The following is a 16385-nucleotide window of genomic DNA, read 5'->3' on the forward strand; positions in this document are numbered from 1 at the left end:
ACCGGTTCCCCTTTTTCTTCCCTTTCCCAGCGGTTGCAGCGCCCTCCACGGCCCGCCCCGCACCCCAAAGCCCCATGGATTTACCCAAACTAACGGTCGGCAAACGCTTCACCCTGCCCCGCCCCGCTGGCTCTGCCGACGCGATGTTGCTGGCCCGCCTGGGCGAGCGCGAAAAGGCCGCAGGCAAGCCCATGACCGTGGTCACGGCCAATGCCAATGACGCCCAACGCCTGCTGGATGAGATCAGCTTCTTTGCCCCCACGCTGCGCTGCGCGCTGTTCCCCGACTGGGAAACCCTGCCCTACGACACCTTCTCGCCGCATCAGGACCTGATCAGCGAACGGCTGGCGACCCTTTGGCGCATCAGCCAGCGCGACAAGGACACCGGCGCCGATGTCGTCATCGTGCCCGCCACCACGGCCTTGTACCGCCTGGCGCCACCCAGCTTTCTGGCCGGCTATACCTTTGAATTCAAGGTCAAGCAAAAGCTCAACGAGGCCAAGCTCAAGGCCCAGCTCACGCTGGCGGGCTACAGCCATGTGACCCAGGTGGTCAGCCCCGGGGAATATGCGGTGCGCGGCGGCCTGATCGACCTGTTCCCCATGGGATCACTTGTTCCTTTCCGTGTGGATCTGTTTGACGACGAAATCGATTCCATCCGCACCTTTGACCCCGACAGCCAGCGCAGCCTGTACCCGGTGCCCGAAGTGCGCCTGCTGCCCGGGCGTGAGTTCCCGATGGACGACGACGCGCGTGCGCGTTTTCGCAGCCGCTGGCGCGAGCTGCTGGAGGGGGACCCCACCAAGAGCCGTATCTACAAGGACATGGGCGCCGGCGTGGCCACGGCCGGTATCGAGTACTACCTGCCGCTCTTCTTTGAAGAAACGGCCACCGTTTTTGACTATCTGGGGCCGGACGCCACCGTGGTGCTGCACGGCGACCTGGAGCCAGCCTTCCAGCGCTTCTGGCAGGACACCAAGGACCGCTACCGCCTGGTACAGGGCGACCCCGAGCGCCCCGCGCTGCCACCCGAGAGCCTGTTCCTGGGCACTGAGCAGTTTTATGCGCGGGCCAATGGCTACGCGCAGCTTGCTATCAAATCCGCAGCGCAACCTGTAGATTTAACGGGGGCTACAGCCCAGATTGGCAATGAGGCACCGGCCTCACCCTATACAGAGCTGGACACCCTGCCCCCCATGGCGGCCGAACGCGGCAGCGAAGACCCGCTGGCCCGCCTGAAGGCCCACGCACGCAACACCCAGCACCGCATCCTGGTGTTGGCAGAGAGTGATGGCCGCCGCGAAAGCTTGTTGGACTTCTTGCGCGCCAGTGGCATCAACCCGCCGTCGTTTGATTCCCTGCTGGAGTTCCAGACCAGCGACGAGAAATTCGGCATCGCCACCGCCGCGCTGAGCGTAGGTTTCAGCTGGCTGGAATACGGCATTGACCTGGTGACAGAGACCGAGCTCTTCGCCAGCGCCCCCACCACCCGCCGCCGCAAAAAGCAGGAACAGGTCAGCGATGTCGAAGCGCTGATCAAGGACCTGAGTGAACTGAACGTGGGCGACCCGGTCGTGCACTCCAGCCACGGCATCGGGCGTTACCGCGGTCTGATCAACCTGGACCTGGGCAACAAGCTGGCCAACGGCGAGCCGGAGATGCAGGAGTTTCTGCACCTGGAATATGCCGACAAAGCCACGCTGTATGTGCCGGTCAGCCAGTTGCAACTGATCAGTCGTTACACCGGTGTCAGTGCCGACGAAGCCCCCTTGCACAAGCTGGGCAGCGGCCAGTGGGAAAAAGCCAAGCGCCGCGCCGCCGAGCAAGTGCGCGACTCGGCCGCTGAGTTGCTGAACATCTACGCCCGCCGCGCCGCACGCGAAGGCCACGCTTTCCGCTACTCGGCCAACGACTACGAGACCTTTGCCAACGACTTTGGCTTTGAAGAAACCGCCGACCAGAAGGCCGCCATCCACTGCGTGATCCAGGACATGGTCAGCCCCCGCCCCATGGACCGCCTGGTCTGCGGCGACGTGGGTTTTGGCAAGACCGAGGTGGCGCTGCGCGCCGCGTTCATCGCTGTGACCGGCGGCAAGCAGGTGGCGATTCTTGCGCCGACCACGCTGTTGGCCGAGCAGCATTTCCAGACCATCTCCGACCGTTTCTCCAAATGGCCGGTCAAGGTGGCGGAGATGAGCCGCTTTCGCTCTACCAAAGAGACCAACCTGGCGCTGAAGGGCGTGGCCGATGGCACGGTGGACATTGTGGTGGGCACGCACAAGCTGCTGTCGCAAGACACGCACTTCAAGAACCTGGGCCTCTTGATCATCGACGAGGAGCACCGCTTTGGCGTGCGCCACAAGGAGCAGATGAAGGCGCTGCGCGCCGAGGTCGATGTGTTGACGCTGACCGCCACGCCCATTCCCCGCACCATGGGCATGGCGCTGGAAGGCCTGCGCGATTTAAGCGTGATTGCCACCGCGCCGCAGCGCCGCCTGGCCATCAAGACCTTTGTGCGCACTGAAGGCAACGGTGTGATCCGCGAGGCGGTGTTGCGCGAACTGAAACGCGGCGGCCAGATCTACTTCTTGCACAACGAGGTGGAGACCATAGAAAACCGCCGCGCCAAGCTGGAAGAGCTGCTGCCCGAGGCCCGCATCGCCGTCGCCCACGGCCAGATGCCGGAGCGCGAGCTGGAGCGCGTGATGCGCGACTTCATCGCCCAACGCTACAACCTGTTGTTGTGCTCCACCATCATCGAGACCGGCATCGACGTGCCCACCGCCAACACGATTGTGATGAGCCGCGCCGACAAGTTCGGCCTGGCGCAGTTGCACCAGCTGCGCGGCCGCGTGGGCCGTAGCCATCACCAAGCCTATGCGTATCTGATGGTGCCCGATATTGAAGGCCTGACCAAACAAGCCACCCAGCGCCTGGACGCCATTCAGGCCATGGAAGAGCTGGGCAGTGGTTTCTATTTGGCCATGCACGACCTGGAGATTCGCGGTGCTGGCGAGGTGCTGGGCGAAAACCAGAGCGGCAACATGCTGGAAGTGGGATTTCAGCTCTACAACGAGATGCTGAGCGAGGCCGTGCGCTGCCTGAAGGCCGGCATCGAGCCCGACCTGCTGAGCCCGCTGAATGTCACCACCGACATCAATCTGCACGCCCCAGCGCTGTTGCCCGACGACTACTGCGGCGATGTACACCTGCGCCTATCGTTCTACAAAAAGCTGGCCACCGCCAAAACCGCCGACCAGGTGGACACTCTGCTGGAAGAAATCGTGGACCGCTTCGGCAAACTGCCACCGCAAGCCCAGACCTTGATCGACGTGCACCGCCTGCGCGTGCTGGCCAAGCCCTACGGCGTGCTGAAGGTAGACGCCGCGCCCGGCATCATCAGCATCACGTTCCAGAAAAACCCGCCAATCGACCCGATGAAGATCATCCATCTGATCCAGAAGAACAAACACATCAAGCTGGCGGGGAATGAGAAGCTGCGTATCGAGCGAGAGTTGCCTGAAGCCAAAGACCGGGCGCAGATGGTGCGGGATATTTTGAAGTCGTTGGGGCAGCCGGTGGTGGAGGCGGAGGCGGTGGCTACTGCTGCGGTTGCAAAGTAACTGGGCAATCGCAGTTTGCTTCGCCCATCTATGGCGTGGGAGGCAGAGTTTGGATCGAAAAAACCGACCAACAACGAAGCAGACGCGTACGATAGGACAACATCAACAGTGATTGACTGAAATTGTCGATTCTCAGTATCCCCTTCGAGCACACAACACAACTCACATGACGAAGATAAATCCGTTCAAACCGAACAGCCCCGTTCCAACTGCAATGTTTGCAGGTCGCATAAATGAAGTTGTTGCGCTGGAAAAAGGCCTTTACCAAACCAAGCTGGGGCAACCAGCAACCATTCTGATGACTGGCGACAGGGGCATTGGAAAATCCTCACTCTTATTATTTCTAAAGGCGGTGGCCGTCGGAAACATTAAAAGTCCCGAGTATGAAAATTTTGATTTTTTGTCAATTCATATACCAGTATCAGACAAACTAGACATTGGCACTTTATTGAAGTTAATAGAACGCAATATTTCGCGCGAAATTGGCAAAGTCGAGAGCATCCGATCCTTTGTGGCGAATACTTGGTCATTTATACAAAGAATTAAAGTTATGGACTCTGGCGTCAGTGCAGCAGAAGTAGATTCTGAAGTTGAGCTGCAACTTGACCAGTTCTCATATAGTCTTGCCGAAACGTGCAAGCGAATTGTCAAACCGGAGCGAGGGGAAAATAAAAAAGATGGAATCCTCTTTTTGTTCGACGAGTGTGACAATGCGACGCCTTTGCTTCGAATAGGTTACTTTTTTAAGACAGTCACAGAGGCCCTGCAACGACAAGGATGTGACAATGTAATGTTTGTGGTCGCAGGTCTACCAGACACCCCCGAAAAACTGTCAATCTCTCACGAGTCATCTGTTCGCATTTTCACGCCACTAAAAATAACGGAACTCAGCCTGGCGGACAGAATATATGTCATTGACAAAGGACTTGAAGCTGGGAATAAATTGAATGTTGAACAAACAACAATATCCGACGCGGCAAAAGATCAAATAGCTGCCCTTTCCGAGGGATACCCACATTTCATACAACAGTTTGCGTATTCTGCGTTTGATCACAACACAGATGGTGAAATATCTCTTGAGGATGTCTTTGATTCCGCATTCAAGCTAGGCGGAGCAATCGACGCTATCGGCAACAGCTATTACGCGAGTGCATTCAACGAAAAAATCAAATCCGATGAGTATCGGCAAGTCTTGTCGATCATGGCCGAAAAGATGAATTCTTGGATTACAAAGGCGCAGATTCGCCAAAGTTTCACCGGCGATGACTCGACGCTTACAAATGCGTTGCAAGCTCTAACGACTCGAAAAATTATTCTGAAAAACCCATCAAAAATTGGTGAATATCGGCTCCAGCAACGAGGCTTTGCATTGTGGATACGTCTCTTCGGCAAGCGAAATAGGGACAAAAAGTAAGCTTGATTCGCCAAAAGCAAATAGGGGCGACGCCTGTAATCACGCGGTCAATTCGCCCCGGCGATTGTCTCGTATGCGATTTGCATCCAAACCATGACCGTTGATATCGGCGCATCCAAACACGCGGGTATGACGCTGATTGTTGTTAGCTGAAGGGTCCTGAAATAGCCACTCCGTCCCCGCTGGACAACCGTGATCACCTAATTTACTGACACTTATATAATTGTTCATGTAATTATTTGGAGAACTGCCATGTCCCAAGTCACCATCTACATGGACGAAGAAGCAATCACCAGAGCCAAGGCTTCCGCAGCTGCAGCCAAGCTGTCGCTCAGTGCGTGGATATCACAGCTGGTCAAGGAGCAAACCACCGCCTTGGACGCAAACGGCTATCCCTTGGGGTTTTTTGAAGAAATTGCCGCCCAAGCCAGCGCTTGGCAAAACTTCCCGCTATCGCCATCGCTGCGTGCGGGTGACACGCCCGACCTGCCGCGCGAAGCCCTGTAGTGCCTGGGAACACCTGACGTGTTTGCCCTGGACACCAACACCCTCATCTACTTCTTCAAGCAAGAGGGTCAAGTCGCTTCACACTTAAAAAGTATTCCGGCCAACCAAGTGTTTGTGCCCGCCGTGGTGTGGTTCGAGCTGGAGTACGGCGTACTGCGGTCCACCCGACCCGAGTTGCAGCGCCGCGGCATGGAGTCGGTACAGCGTGCGTACCAGATACTGAACTTTGACTCTGCCAGCGCAAAGTCAGCGGCAGTCATTAAACACACATTGGATGCGGCGGGGACGCCTATCGGAAATTCGGACCTGCTGATTGCCGCTACTGCAATGGCCCGCGACCTCACGCTGGTCACCCGCAACACCCGGGAATTCGAGCGGGTGCCGGGTTTGCGGGTTGAAAACTGGTATGGCAATTAGCCCTCGGTCCAAGGCATATGCCAAGGCATAGGCTAAAATCAAGCCTGCACTCCTGAGGAGGTTGACCATGTCCACTTCAAACCACCACTCCACTCACCATGCTTCGGAAACAATAGCACCCTTTCCAGAAAATTCGGGGGCTAGGACCGTAAAACTCTTTAGGAATGGCGCAAACCAGGCGGTCCGCATCCCAAAGGAGTTCGAGTTACCCGGCACTGACGCGGTGATGCGCCGAGAAGGCAACCGGCTGATTTTGGAGCTGGTTCCAGACAAACCCAAGAGGGGTACAGCGGCAGCCTTGGCCGCAGCGCTTATCAGCATGAAGGACTGGTCTGTCGTCGATGAGCCGTTCCCCGATGCTGGCGAGGACTTGGCGCCGCTCGACGAAATTGACCTATGAGCCTGTATTTGCTGGACACCAATATCGTGTCAGACATGATGCGCAATCCGCAGGGCCCCGCCGCCCGCCGCGCCATTGCGATCAGCCAATCTACGCCTGAGGCGCAATTTCAGACAAGCGTCATCGTGGACTGCGAACTGCTGTACGGCTTGGCACGCAGACCGCAAGAGCGCTTGCAAGCTGCCTATGAGCGAACCATGGCGACGCTAACCATTCTCCCGCTGGGCACCGAAGTGGCTCAAACCTACGCCAACATGCGCAACGCGGTGACGTCGATAGGCCAAGGCTTGGACGCCAATGACACGCTGATCGCTGCGCACGCACTCACGCTCGACGCCACACTGGTCAGTGCCGATGCGGCCTTTACCCGCATTCCTGACCTCAAGCTGGAAAACTGGCTACAGGCAAAGCCTTAAGGCAAATAGGCCTCCAGCCCCCGTACAGATTTCGTAAGCAGCTCCCAATTCAATAGCACTTTTTACACAATGCAAGCCACAGAACTCTCCCCCGGCCTGGTCCTGCGCAACTTTGCGCCCGGCACCCAAAAGCTGTCCGACTTCAAGCTCATCGCCTTCGACATGGACTCCACGCTGATCAACATCGAGTGCATCGACGAAATTGCCGACGCCGTGGGTCGCAAGGCCGAAGTGGCGGCCATCACCGAGGCCACGATGCGGGGCGAAATTACCGACTTCCAGACCAGCCTGCGTCGGCGGGTGGCGCTGCTCAAGGGTGTCACCGTGGCCGACTTGGAGGCGGTGTATGTGCAGCGCTTGCAGCTCAACCCCGGCGCGGCCGAACTGGTCACGGCGTGCAAGGCGGCTGGGCTCAAGGTGCTGCTGGTCTCAGGCGGTTTCACCTTTTTTGCCGACCGGGTCAAGGAACGCTTGGGCATTGACTTTGCGCGCTCCAACCGGTTGGAAGTGGGCGGTGGCCCTAACTGCGGCGCATTGACCGGCGGCCTGGTGACCCAGGCCTGGGGCGAGATTTGTGATGGGGCGGAGAAACGCCGCACGCTGCTGGAGGTGGCCTCACTACTGGGGATAGAGCCCGAACAGTGCATCGCCATGGGCGATGGCGCCAACGACCTGCCAATGATGGGCGCCGCTGGCCTGTCTGTGGCCTACCACGCCAAGCCCAAAGTGCGCGAGCAGGCCATGGTGTCGATCGAGTCTGGTGGCCTGGACCGTCTGCTCGAAGTGCTGCAGCCGGGCTAGACGTACGGCTTACGCCGTGGCCACGATCTGCCGCAGCGCCTGTTCAAACACCTCAGGGGGTTGGCCGCCAGAAATGAGGTGCCGGTCATTGATGACCACGGCCGGCACCGAGTTGATGCCCTGGCGCAGGTAAAACTGCTCTTGGGCGCGCACTTCGGCCGTATAGGTGTCGCTGGCCAGGATGGCCTTGGCGCGCTCGGTGTCCAGGCCCACCTCACCCACCACCCGCACCAACACCGCATGGTTGCTGGGGTCTTCGCCGTCGGTGAAATAGGCCTTCAAAAAGGCTTGCTTCAGCGCCAGCTGGTGACCACCACCTTCCTCATGCGCCCAGTGCAACAGGCGGTGAGCGTCAAAGGTGTTGTAGATGCGCGAGCGTTTGTCCAGGTTGAAGGTAAAACCCAGCTCGGCACCGCGGGCACGAATGGTCTCGCGGATGGCGGCTGCCTGCTCGGGTGTAGATCCGTACTTGTTGCGCAGGTGTTCGGTCGTGTCTTCACCTTCGGGCACCATCTTGGGGTTCAGTTCAAAGGGTTGGAAGGTAATGTCCACCTTCACATCGGGTGCCACGCGGTCCAGCGCAGTCTGCAGCGAGGCCAGGCCGACCGCGCACCAGGGGCAGGATACGTCGGATACAAAATCAATTTTCAGTGTCTTGGTCATGAAAGGTCCTTGGGTCAATACCGCCAGTTGGGGCCACTGGGCGGGTTTTCACCCATGATAGAGAGGTCAGCCAATCTTTTTTTCCGGCAGCACAAACCCCTTGCGCGGGTATCATCAAACGAACCATGACAACCGCCGCGCGCTTCCTGCAGTCCGTCTCGCTCCCCGTGATGCCGGAAGTTGCGCAGGCCCTGATCCGCACCCTCAAAAGCGAGAGTGCCGACGTCGCCACCGTCACAACCATCATCGCCAAAGACCCCGGGCTCACCGCGACCTTGCTGCGCATGGCCAATAGCGCCATGTTTGGCCTGTCGCGCAGCGTGCATACGTTGGACAGCGCGGTCAGTGTGGTTGGCATGGCGCACATTCGGGCCCGCGCGTTGTCGATTTGCATGGCCAGGGGCTTTGAATTTCCTCCAGCACTGGACAGGCTTGATTTTTGGCGCCAAAGCATGGTGTGTGCCGGTTATGCCAAATGGCTGGCTGGCCATTGCGCTCTGGACGAGCAAGAGGCCTGGCTGACCGGCATGATGCTGCGGCTGGGTGAAATCATCATCGCGCAGCGCATGCCGGATGCACTGGCGCAGATCGAAGCACAACCTTGCGCACCGGCAGAACGCTGGAAGCGCGAGCGTAGTGTGGCCGGTTTTGACGAAGGGCAGATTGCCGCAGAAATTGCACGCCGATGGGATTTCCCCGAGACCGTGGCCATGGCACTGGAGTACGCGGCGCGCCCACTGACCGCCTCGGCGACCCGCCTGGCGGCCGTGGTGCACTTGGCGGCCTTCATTGCCGACCAGTCGGCAACATCAGCACCGCTACTGGCCGACCTGCCGGTCTCGGTTGTGCAGAATCTGGGCCTGGATGCGGAAAAACTGCAAACCCAGATGCCAACCGCCGAGGCCTTCAGCGATATTTCCATGCTGCTGGCCTGATGCCAGCGCCAGGGCCGACAATAGGCCCATGCCTTTTCTCTCCCTCGGATTGCTCCCCACACTGGCCCAAGCCGCCAGCGCGCTCGGGTTTACAACCCCCACCCCCATCCAAAGCGAAGCCATTCCGGCGGTTTTGACCGGGGCCGATGTACTGGCTTCGGCCCAAACCGGCTCTGGCAAAACTGCAGCCTTCGCCCTGCCCCTGCTGCAGCGCCTGCAAGAATTGCCCGCCGAAAACCGCCACTCCTACGGGCGGGCCATCCGCGCGCTGATCGTGGTGCCCACCCGTGAATTGGCCGCCCAGGTGGGCGACGTGGTGCGCAGCCTGGCCCAGGCCCTGCCCCAAAGCCCCAAGGTGGTGGTGGCCTCCGGCGGTGTCTCCATCAACCCCCAGATGATGGCCCTGCGCGGCGGTGCGGACGTGCTGGTTGCCACACCGGGCCGCCTGCTGGATCTGGCCGCGCAAAACGCGGTGCAGCTGGCCACGGTGCGTCTCTTGGTACTGGACGAGGCCGACCGCCTGCTGGACCTGGGTTTTGCCGAAGAGTTGGGCAAGGTACTCACCCTACTGCCGCCCCGCCGCCAAAGTCTGTTTTTCTCTGCCACCTTTCCGCCCGATGTACGGGCCTTGGCCGGCCAGATGTTGCGCGACCCGGTCAACATTTCGGTGGCCTCTACCGAGATTCCGCCCGCCGACATCACGCAACGCGCCATCCGGGTGGACACCGACAAACGCACCCAATTGCTGCGCCACCTGATCAAAGACCAAGGCTGGAAACGTGTGCTGGTCTTTGTGGCCACCAAATACGCAGCCGAGCTGGTGGCTGAAAAGCTGTACAAGGCCAAGATCTACGCCACCGCCTTCCATGGCGACCTGAGCCAGGGCGCACGCAAGCAAGTGCTGGCCGAGTTCAAGGACGAACAGTGGGAAGTGGTCATCACCACCGACCTGGCCGCACGCGGCATTGACATTGCCAAGCTGCCCGTGGTGGTCAACTACGACCTGCCCCGCTCAGCGGTCGACTACGTGCACCGCATAGGCCGCACCGGCCGCGCGGGTGAGCCAGGCCTGGCCATCAGCTTTGTCACCGCCGACACCGAGGCGCACTTCCACCTGATCGAAAAGCGCCAGGGTTTGAGTCTGCCGCTGGAAGAGGTCGCAGGTTTCGAGCCCACTGAGGTTGCCACACCCATCGTGCCGCAGATCGCCGCGGACAAAGGTGGCATCAAGGGCAAGCGCCCCAGCAAAAAAGACAAGCTGCGCGCACTGGCAGCCGCCCAGACCAAGCCCGACTAGGCTTTAACCATGGACGCCTTGCGGTCTGCGTCCACCCGCTGGGCTGAGGGCCGCTGGCCAATGAACTTGATGTAGGCCTTGTAGTCGATGCCACCGGCCAGCAACAGGTCTTCACCGTAGATGGCCTTCGTGGCCATACCCACCAACGGCAGACTGACATAGGCGGCGCAATCCGCCAGCGTAAAAGTGTCGCCCGCGGCATAGGGCGCAAACTTCAACAAACGCTTGGCTGCGGGAATACCTTTGTCCAACTGCTTGCGCACCCGAGCCTGGGTGCCCTCGCTGACCGTGCCACCAAAAAACGCCTGGTAGTACAACTCGCGGGCCACCAGCTCCAGGTGCAGATCAATGTAGATGCACAACTCGCGCACCTTGGCCGCGGCAAAGGGGTCAGATGGCAACAAAGGCGGGTTGGGGTAGGCCGCTTCTATGTACTCCACAATCGCTTCGCTCTCGCACAGCGTACCCTGTGGTGTGCGGATGAAAGGAATTTTGGCCAACGGAGAGGCCGATAACACGGCCTCATCGGTCAGGCCGGTCTTGACGTTCTCTTCAACAAAGGGAACGTTCTTCTCCAGGAGCGCCAGTTTGACCTTGTTGTAGTAGTTGGAAACGGGGAAACCACACAGCGTCAACATAATAAAACCTTCTCCTGGTCAAGATACAAAACGAAGTTACTCCCGTGGATCGGCACCTGCTGGGCGCGCCTGGCGGCGGCCATGCGATGCCAATATCTCCACATAAAACTGCTCACCGCCCGCTGTGGCAATACCGTCAATCAGGCCGGTGAGCGTAGCGAAGTGGACCACAACGGCCTCAGCCTCGGTGGCACCAAAGCGACAATCAAAGTCCCAAAAGTCCACGCCCTCGGGCAGTTCGCGGCGGCGCTCGCGTTTAACGTATTTGCGAATCTCGTGCTTGACGGCGTCCAGAACACGGTCGCGGTTCTTGCCTTCAATATTCAGTTTGAATGTTTTTTTCATGCAGCGATTATGCTGCGCTGCCGCTTTGGCCCTGCCAATCCGGCACACTTGCTCCCCATGCACACCACCCACCCTACCCCCAGCAAAGAAGAAATCGCACTGCTGCAGCCTTTTGACCGTCTTGGCTTACACCACATTGTGTTGGTCGCCACGGCCGAACAGGCCAGACGTGCCTGCGCGGAACTGGCAGACGCCCAGGCGCTGGGCTTCGACACCGAATCCAAGCCCACCTTCTTCAAAGACCAGGTGTCGGAGGGGCCACACATTGTGCAATTGGCCAACGCCCACAAGGCCTGGGTCTTCCAGCTGCATGACCCGCAGTGCAGCGCCATGGTGGCAGATTTGCTTGCACACAGTGGCATCACCAAGGCCGGCTTTGGTTTGGGAGATGACCGCAAACGCATCATTGCAAAACTGGGTGTAGAGCCCGGTGGTGTGCTGGAACTCAACACCGTCTTTCGGGAGCGCGGATACCGCAAAGACATGGGGGTTAAGGGTGCCGTGGCGGTGTTGTTCAACAAACGATTTCTCAAATCCAAAAAGGCCGCAACGTCCAACTGGGCCAATCCACAACTCACGGAAGCCCAACTGGTCTACGCCGCCAACGACGCGTACGCCGCATTCCGCGTGTTCCAGGCGCTCAAACTACACCAACCATGATTCCATTCTCCGTACTCGATCTCTCACCCATCACCGAGGGCAGCGACGCCGCACAATCATTCCGTAACACACTGGACCTGGCCCAACATGCGGAGCGCCTGGGCTTCAAACGGTACTGGCTGGCCGAACACCACGGCATGCCCGGTATTGCCAGCGCAGCCACTGCCGTGCTGATTGGCCACGTAGCGGGTGGCACGTCCACCATTCGCGTGGGCGCCGGCGGCATCATGCTGCCCAACCATTCACCTTTGGTCATTGCCGAGCAGTTTGGCACGCTGGAATCGCTCTACCCGGGCCGCATAGACCTGGGCTTGGGCCGCGCGCCCGGCTCAGACCAGTTGACAGCCCGTGCACTGCGGCGCAACCTGGCGTCCGACGCCGATGAGTTTCCCCAGGATGTGGCCGAGCTGATGGACTTTATGTCGGACCAGCCCAAGCAAAAGGTACGCGCCGTACCTGGGAGGGGGCTCAAGGTGCCAATCTGGATACTGGGCTCTAGCCTGTTTGGAGCGCAGTTGGCGGCGATGATGGGCTTGCCCTATGCCTTTGCTTCGCACTTTGCACCCGCACAGATGATGGACGCCATAGAGTTGTACCGCGCCCGTTTCCAGCCCTCGGCCCAACTGGCCAAACCACATGTGATGCTGGGCTTCAACGTGTTTGCTGCGGATACGGATGAAGAGGCCCAGATATTGGCGACCTCCATGCAGCAGGCCTTTGTCAACCTGCGCAGCGGTCGCCCTGCCCGCCTGCCGCCCCCCAAGCCTGGTTATGCCCAGCAGGTTGGTCCGGCCGAGCAAGCTTTGCTACGCAGTGTGTTGTCGTGCACCACCATAGGCTCGGCAGCAACCATACGCAAAGGATTGCAGGATTTTGTGGCACGCACCGGCGCAGACGAGCTGATGATCACATCACAGATGTTTGACCACACGGCCCGCAAATGTTCCTACGCGTTGACCGCGCAGGCGATGCGAGACTAGCCTTTGCCCGGCAGGTGAAAATTGAGCAGGCGTGTGGCAATCACCGTCTCCGCCAAGAAGCACAACAGGGCCAGCAAAAAGCTCACCACTCCCGACAAGAAGCCCCCCACGGCCCAGCGGCTGACCTTGAAACCCGTAGTCTCCCCCACGAACAACACAATGATGGTCAGGCCGATCAAAAAGGCACAAAAGGTCAACAAGGCAATACCGCCATTGGCCAGGCGGCCCCGCAGGCGCAGCTCTCCCAGTTCCTTGAAGGCACGCGCCAAAAACTCCGGGTCATTCGACTCACGTGCCCGGTCTTCCACCAGACGCGCCCGGTCGATGATGCGGGCCAGGCGGCCCGCAATGGCACCAATCATTCCCGACACGGCGGTCAGCAAAAACACCGGCGCCACGGCCAGTTGGATACCGTGGGTTACTTCGTCTGCGTTAAATGTCAGCATGGTGTGGCTACCAAATCTTCGTAGTAATGGAATCCGTGGCAGGAACTGGCCCAGTGCCCGTTGGTGGTACTGCGTGCACCCAGACCAATCACCCGGCGCCCGCTGGCCTTGATCTTTTGCGCCAGTGGCATGAAGTCGCTGTCACCACTGACGATGACCACGGTGGCTATATGGCCATGGTGTGCCACATCCTCCATCGCATCCAGGCACAGCCGGATGTCGGCCCCGTTTTTGGCGGCTCCACCCGGGGGAAACAGCTGGATCAGTTCCATGGCGTGGTGCAGCAGCGCATCGCGGTATCGCCCGAAATACTGCCAGTTGCAGTAGGCACGGTTGATGGTGATGGGGCCCAGGGTAGCCGCCAGCGCCACCACGGCGTGCACATTCACCAGAGGCTCCTGCACCCTGAATCGGTTGTCCTGCTTGCCATAGGAGCCCTCCTGGCGGGCCTCACACAGCGCGGCATGCAGGTTTTCAAAGTCCCAGTACAGGGCTACAGAGGCGGGGTTGGGGCTGTCCATCCGCCAATACTAACCGCCGGCGCGCTTGACCTTGTGCCCCTGGGTCGTGAGGATTTGCATGACCCGCTCGATGTGGTCACCCTGCACTTCGATCACCCCGTCTTTGACGGTGCCACCGGTTCCGCAGGCGGCCTTGAGCTGCTTGCCCAGTTCCGCCAAGGCCGCGGCGTCCACCAACACGCCCTTGACCAGGGTGACGGCCTTGCCGCCACGGCCCTTGGTTTCGCGCGAGACCCGCACAATGCCGTCACCCGTGGGCGCCACAGGCTGCTTGCAGGTGCACTGCGCCACCGGTTGGCGGCAATCCGGGCACATACGCCCGCTGTCGGTGGAATAGACCAGTCCGCCCAAGGCGGCGAGTCCGGATGCTTTGGCTTTCAGAATGTTTCCCAATCGTCGTCTCCGCCCGCAGGCGTCACCTTGGTGCTGGTTTTGGGGGCAAGCCGGGGTATGGCCGGCGCTTCCGCGCGGGCCGGCAAGGTCGCGGCCTTGGGTTTGCTCACGGGTTTTGCCGTTGGCTTGGTCAGGGGGCTGCGTGGCGCTGGAGCATGGACCGGGCTGGGCCGCGCGCTGTAGCCCATGTCGGACTCGCTCAGGCGGAACGCGGCCACAACCTGCACCAGATCCTGTGCCTGAGACTTGAGCCCGCTGGCAGCGGCCGCCATTTCTTCCACCAGTGCCGCATTTTGCTGGGTGGCCTGGTCCATGTGGGTCACCGCCTCCCCTACCTGTGCCACACCCAAAGCCTGTTCGTCGCTGGCCGCGCTGATTTCACCCACGATGTCGGTCACACGTTTGATGCTGCTGACCACCTCGGTCATGGTGGCACCGGCCTGGTCGACCAGGGTGGTGCCACGTTCCACACGCTCCACGCTGGCGCCAATCAGCCCCTTGATCTCCTTGGCAGCCTCAGCACTGCGGCCGGCCAGGCTGCGCACCTCAGACGCCACCACGGCAAAACCACGCCCCTGTTCACCGGCCCGCGCCGCCTCTACCGCGGCATTCAAGGCCAGGATATTGGTCTGAAAGGCAATGCCATCGATCACACTGATGATGTCGGATATCTTGCGCGACGAGTCATTGATGCCCTTCATGGTCTCTACCACTTCGGCCACCACCTCACCACCCCGTATGGCCACGCTGGACGCATTCATCGCCAGCTGGTTGGCCTGGCGGGCGTTGTCGGCGTTTTGCCGCACCGTGGAGCCCAACTCTTCCATGGACGCTGCCGTCTGCTCCAGCGCGCTGGCCTGCTGTTCGGTACGCGAAGACAGGTCGTGGTTGCCCTGGGCAATTTCGGAACTGGCTGTGGCAACCCCTTCGGAGCCCTGGCGCACATTGGTCACCACCTTGGCCAGGGCCAGCCGCATGGATTCCAAAGCGTGCAGCAACTGGGCGGGCTCATCGCTGCCCCGCGGGTGCAGTGCATGGGTCAGGTTGCCATCGGCAAACTCCTTGGCCGCGTGCACAGAAAAGGCAATGGGTTTGGTGATCTGGGGAATGATCCAAAACGCCATGCCAGCCGCCAAGGCCACCGTTATGCCCAACAACAACACCACACTCCATTGGGAGCCGGCATAGGTAGACTTGGCGCCCTCGCGGGCCGCAGCAGCGCCCTGTGTGTTGTGGGCCGTCATGGCCTCAATGTTCTTGACCAGGGTGCGGAATGCAGTGCGTGATTCGCCGTTCAGCAACTCGGTGGTAGCCATCGCTTCGGCGGGTCCAATATCGGACATGGTCAACAGCTTGGTGCTTACGGTGTAGTAAGCAGCCAGGTCCTTGCTGAAGGTCTCCCAGTTTTGCTTTTCAGCGGACGTATCCAGCAGGCCTTCGATCTTCTTGCCGACCTCAGCGAGCTTGGCCTTGTCCGCGTTGATGCGGTCCGCCTCGACCTTTTTTTCTTCCGCCGTCACGGCCATGGCATGTTGTGTCTCGGCCTGGCGAAACTCGTTGAGCAAGCCCTGGAGTTCACCGGTGTACTGGATGCTGGGCAACCAGTTGCTGGCCATTTCCTCGGTGTTGGCATTGATGCGCGCCAATTGGACCAGCGCAAATCCGCCAATAATGCCAGTCAACAGCACCATCAGAAAAAAGGCGCCGCTCAATTTGACGCTGATCTTGGTGTTAGAAAAATTCATGCTGCAGCTTCCCCAATTGGTGCGCACAACGAGCGCAAGTGGGCCCAATTATGGTGCGGCTATCTGTTCAATTGACAGCAATGTTTGCCGATTACCGCCGCTTTGGCCACAGATGTCGCCCGGGTGACAAAAGCATGCACGCGCCCTTGCCGACGCGCCCCACTTGTGACAGCGCAAAAGCCGG

Annotated in this window: 18 protein-coding genes; 11 read left to right on the forward strand and 7 right to left on the reverse strand. The window is 59.9% G+C overall.

Annotation, left to right across the window (positions count from 1 at the left end; genetic code table 11):
* Window positions 1–74 precede the first annotated feature (74 nt).
* The 7 genes from mfd (at window position 75) to serB (ending at window position 7578) form a co-directional block, all read left to right on the forward strand.
* Window positions 75–3623 (forward strand): transcription-repair coupling factor, encoded by a 3549-nt coding sequence (mfd, locus tag HZ993_RS04030; protein WP_209395988.1) that lies wholly within the window; start codon window positions 75–77, stop codon window positions 3621–3623.
* A gap of 166 nt (window positions 3624–3789) precedes the next feature.
* The gene (locus tag HZ993_RS04035; protein WP_209395989.1) at window positions 3790–5037 is read left to right on the forward strand and encodes an ATP-binding protein; all 1248 of its coding nucleotides are present in this window, start codon (window positions 3790–3792) and stop codon (window positions 5035–5037) included.
* A 252-nt stretch (window positions 5038–5289) separates the two neighbouring features.
* Window positions 5290–5544, forward strand: a complete 255-nt coding sequence (locus HZ993_RS04040) for a hypothetical protein (RefSeq protein WP_209395990.1) — start codon at window positions 5290–5292, stop codon at window positions 5542–5544.
* Window positions 5545–5562: 18 nt separating this feature from the next.
* Window positions 5563–5961, forward strand: coding sequence for a type II toxin-antitoxin system VapC family toxin (locus HZ993_RS04045; protein WP_209395991.1), 399 nt, complete (start codon window positions 5563–5565; stop codon window positions 5959–5961).
* Window positions 5962–6028: 67 nt separating this feature from the next.
* Window positions 6029–6361: an antitoxin gene (locus HZ993_RS04050; RefSeq protein WP_209395992.1), complete on the forward strand. Its 333-nt coding sequence runs from the start codon at window positions 6029–6031 to the stop codon at window positions 6359–6361.
* Window positions 6358–6777 (forward strand): PIN domain-containing protein, encoded by a 420-nt coding sequence (locus HZ993_RS04055; protein ID WP_209395993.1) that lies wholly within the window; start codon window positions 6358–6360, stop codon window positions 6775–6777. Before HZ993_RS04050 ends, HZ993_RS04055 begins: the two co-directional genes overlap by 4 nt.
* A 69-nt stretch (window positions 6778–6846) precedes the next feature.
* The gene (gene serB / locus HZ993_RS04060; RefSeq protein WP_209395994.1) at window positions 6847–7578 is read left to right on the forward strand and encodes a phosphoserine phosphatase SerB; all 732 of its coding nucleotides are present in this window, start codon (window positions 6847–6849) and stop codon (window positions 7576–7578) included.
* Between the two features lie 9 nt (window positions 7579–7587).
* Here the strand turns inward: serB and HZ993_RS04065 are convergent, their stop codons facing one another.
* Window positions 7588–8241 (reverse strand): DsbA family oxidoreductase, encoded by a 654-nt coding sequence (locus tag HZ993_RS04065; RefSeq protein ID WP_209395995.1) that lies wholly within the window; start codon window positions 8239–8241, stop codon window positions 7588–7590.
* Between the two features lie 125 nt (window positions 8242–8366).
* Here HZ993_RS04065 and HZ993_RS04070 point away from each other — a divergent pair, with 125 nt between their 5' ends.
* Together HZ993_RS04070 and HZ993_RS04075 are read left to right on the forward strand one after the other, a co-directional pair.
* Window positions 8367–9176, forward strand: a complete 810-nt coding sequence (locus tag HZ993_RS04070) for an HDOD domain-containing protein (RefSeq protein WP_209395996.1) — start codon at window positions 8367–8369, stop codon at window positions 9174–9176.
* A 28-nt stretch (window positions 9177–9204) separates the two neighbouring features.
* Window positions 9205–10473 (forward strand): DEAD/DEAH box helicase, encoded by a 1269-nt coding sequence (locus tag HZ993_RS04075; RefSeq protein WP_209395997.1) that lies wholly within the window; start codon window positions 9205–9207, stop codon window positions 10471–10473.
* Here HZ993_RS04075 and HZ993_RS04080 read toward each other — a convergent pair.
* Window positions 10470–11111, reverse strand: a complete 642-nt coding sequence (locus HZ993_RS04080) for a glutathione S-transferase (protein ID WP_209395998.1) — start codon at window positions 11109–11111, stop codon at window positions 10470–10472. The two genes, HZ993_RS04075 and HZ993_RS04080, sit on opposite strands and share 4 nt — an antisense overlap.
* A 36-nt stretch (window positions 11112–11147) precedes the next feature.
* Window positions 11148–11456: a DUF6172 family protein gene (locus tag HZ993_RS04085; RefSeq protein ID WP_209395999.1), complete on the reverse strand. Its 309-nt coding sequence runs from the start codon at window positions 11454–11456 to the stop codon at window positions 11148–11150.
* A 57-nt stretch (window positions 11457–11513) separates the two neighbouring features.
* On the opposite strand from HZ993_RS04085, the gene HZ993_RS04090 reads away from it, so the two are divergent.
* A complete protein-coding gene (locus tag HZ993_RS04090) occupies window positions 11514–12116 on the forward strand; it encodes a 3'-5' exonuclease (RefSeq protein WP_209396000.1) in 603 nt (200 codons plus the stop codon).
* The gene (locus HZ993_RS04095; protein WP_209396001.1) at window positions 12113–13096 is read left to right on the forward strand and encodes an LLM class flavin-dependent oxidoreductase; all 984 of its coding nucleotides are present in this window, start codon (window positions 12113–12115) and stop codon (window positions 13094–13096) included. The genes HZ993_RS04090 and HZ993_RS04095 overlap by 4 nt, the downstream gene beginning before the upstream one ends.
* Here the strand turns inward: HZ993_RS04095 and HZ993_RS04100 are convergent.
* The 4 genes from HZ993_RS04100 to HZ993_RS24830 are packed head-to-tail and all read right to left on the reverse strand — an operon-like array spanning window position 13093 to window position 16201.
* Complete coding sequence (locus HZ993_RS04100; RefSeq protein ID WP_209396002.1) at window positions 13093–13542, reverse strand: DUF2721 domain-containing protein; 450 nt, start codon at window positions 13540–13542, stop codon at window positions 13093–13095. The genes HZ993_RS04095 and HZ993_RS04100 overlap by 4 nt on opposite strands.
* Window positions 13536–14063 carry an NYN domain-containing protein gene (locus HZ993_RS04105; RefSeq protein WP_209396003.1) on the reverse strand — a complete coding sequence of 176 codons (528 nt, stop codon included), beginning with the start codon at window positions 14061–14063 and terminating at the stop codon, window positions 13536–13538. Before HZ993_RS04105 ends, HZ993_RS04100 begins: the two co-directional genes overlap by 7 nt.
* A 9-nt stretch (window positions 14064–14072) precedes the next feature.
* A complete protein-coding gene (locus tag HZ993_RS04110) occupies window positions 14073–14456 on the reverse strand; it encodes a translation initiation factor Sui1 (protein WP_256440966.1) in 384 nt (127 codons plus the stop codon).
* Window positions 14441–16201, reverse strand: coding sequence for a methyl-accepting chemotaxis protein (locus tag HZ993_RS24830; protein WP_209396004.1), 1761 nt, complete (start codon window positions 16199–16201; stop codon window positions 14441–14443). The genes HZ993_RS04110 and HZ993_RS24830 overlap by 16 nt, the downstream gene beginning before the upstream one ends.
* Window positions 16202–16385 lie beyond the last annotated feature (184 nt).

The sequence above is a fragment of the Rhodoferax sp. AJA081-3 genome (assembly GCF_017798165.1).
Classification (GTDB): Bacteria; Pseudomonadota; Gammaproteobacteria; order Burkholderiales; family Burkholderiaceae_C; genus Allorhodoferax.

Bases quoted from the DNA above. Each gene is read 5' to 3' on its own strand.
- mfd (WP_209395988.1), top strand. From the start codon at position 75: ATGGATTTACCCAAACTAACGGTCGGCAAACGCTTCACCCTGCCCCGC.
- HZ993_RS24830 (WP_209396004.1), bottom strand. From the start codon at position 16,201: ATGAATTTTTCTAACACCAAGATCAGCGTCAAATTGAGCGGCGCCTTT.
- HZ993_RS04070 (WP_209395996.1), top strand. From the start codon at position 8,367: ATGACAACCGCCGCGCGCTTCCTGCAGTCCGTCTCGCTCCCCGTGATG.
- HZ993_RS04055 (WP_209395993.1), top strand. From the start codon at position 6,358: ATGAGCCTGTATTTGCTGGACACCAATATCGTGTCAGACATGATGCGC.
- HZ993_RS04105 (WP_209396003.1), bottom strand. From the start codon at position 14,063: ATGGACAGCCCCAACCCCGCCTCTGTAGCCCTGTACTGGGACTTTGAA.
- HZ993_RS04075 (WP_209395997.1), top strand. From the start codon at position 9,205: ATGCCTTTTCTCTCCCTCGGATTGCTCCCCACACTGGCCCAAGCCGCC.
- HZ993_RS04100 (WP_209396002.1), bottom strand. From the start codon at position 13,542: ATGCTGACATTTAACGCAGACGAAGTAACCCACGGTATCCAACTGGCC.
- HZ993_RS04095 (WP_209396001.1), top strand. From the start codon at position 12,113: ATGATTCCATTCTCCGTACTCGATCTCTCACCCATCACCGAGGGCAGC.
- HZ993_RS04040 (WP_209395990.1), top strand. From the start codon at position 5,290: ATGTCCCAAGTCACCATCTACATGGACGAAGAAGCAATCACCAGAGCC.
- serB (WP_209395994.1), top strand. From the start codon at position 6,847: ATGCAAGCCACAGAACTCTCCCCCGGCCTGGTCCTGCGCAACTTTGCG.
- HZ993_RS04065 (WP_209395995.1), bottom strand. From the start codon at position 8,241: ATGACCAAGACACTGAAAATTGATTTTGTATCCGACGTATCCTGCCCC.
- HZ993_RS04090 (WP_209396000.1), top strand. From the start codon at position 11,514: ATGCACACCACCCACCCTACCCCCAGCAAAGAAGAAATCGCACTGCTG.
- HZ993_RS04080 (WP_209395998.1), bottom strand. From the start codon at position 11,111: ATGTTGACGCTGTGTGGTTTCCCCGTTTCCAACTACTACAACAAGGTC.
- HZ993_RS04050 (WP_209395992.1), top strand. From the start codon at position 6,029: ATGTCCACTTCAAACCACCACTCCACTCACCATGCTTCGGAAACAATA.
- HZ993_RS04035 (WP_209395989.1), top strand. From the start codon at position 3,790: ATGACGAAGATAAATCCGTTCAAACCGAACAGCCCCGTTCCAACTGCA.
- HZ993_RS04085 (WP_209395999.1), bottom strand. From the start codon at position 11,456: ATGAAAAAAACATTCAAACTGAATATTGAAGGCAAGAACCGCGACCGT.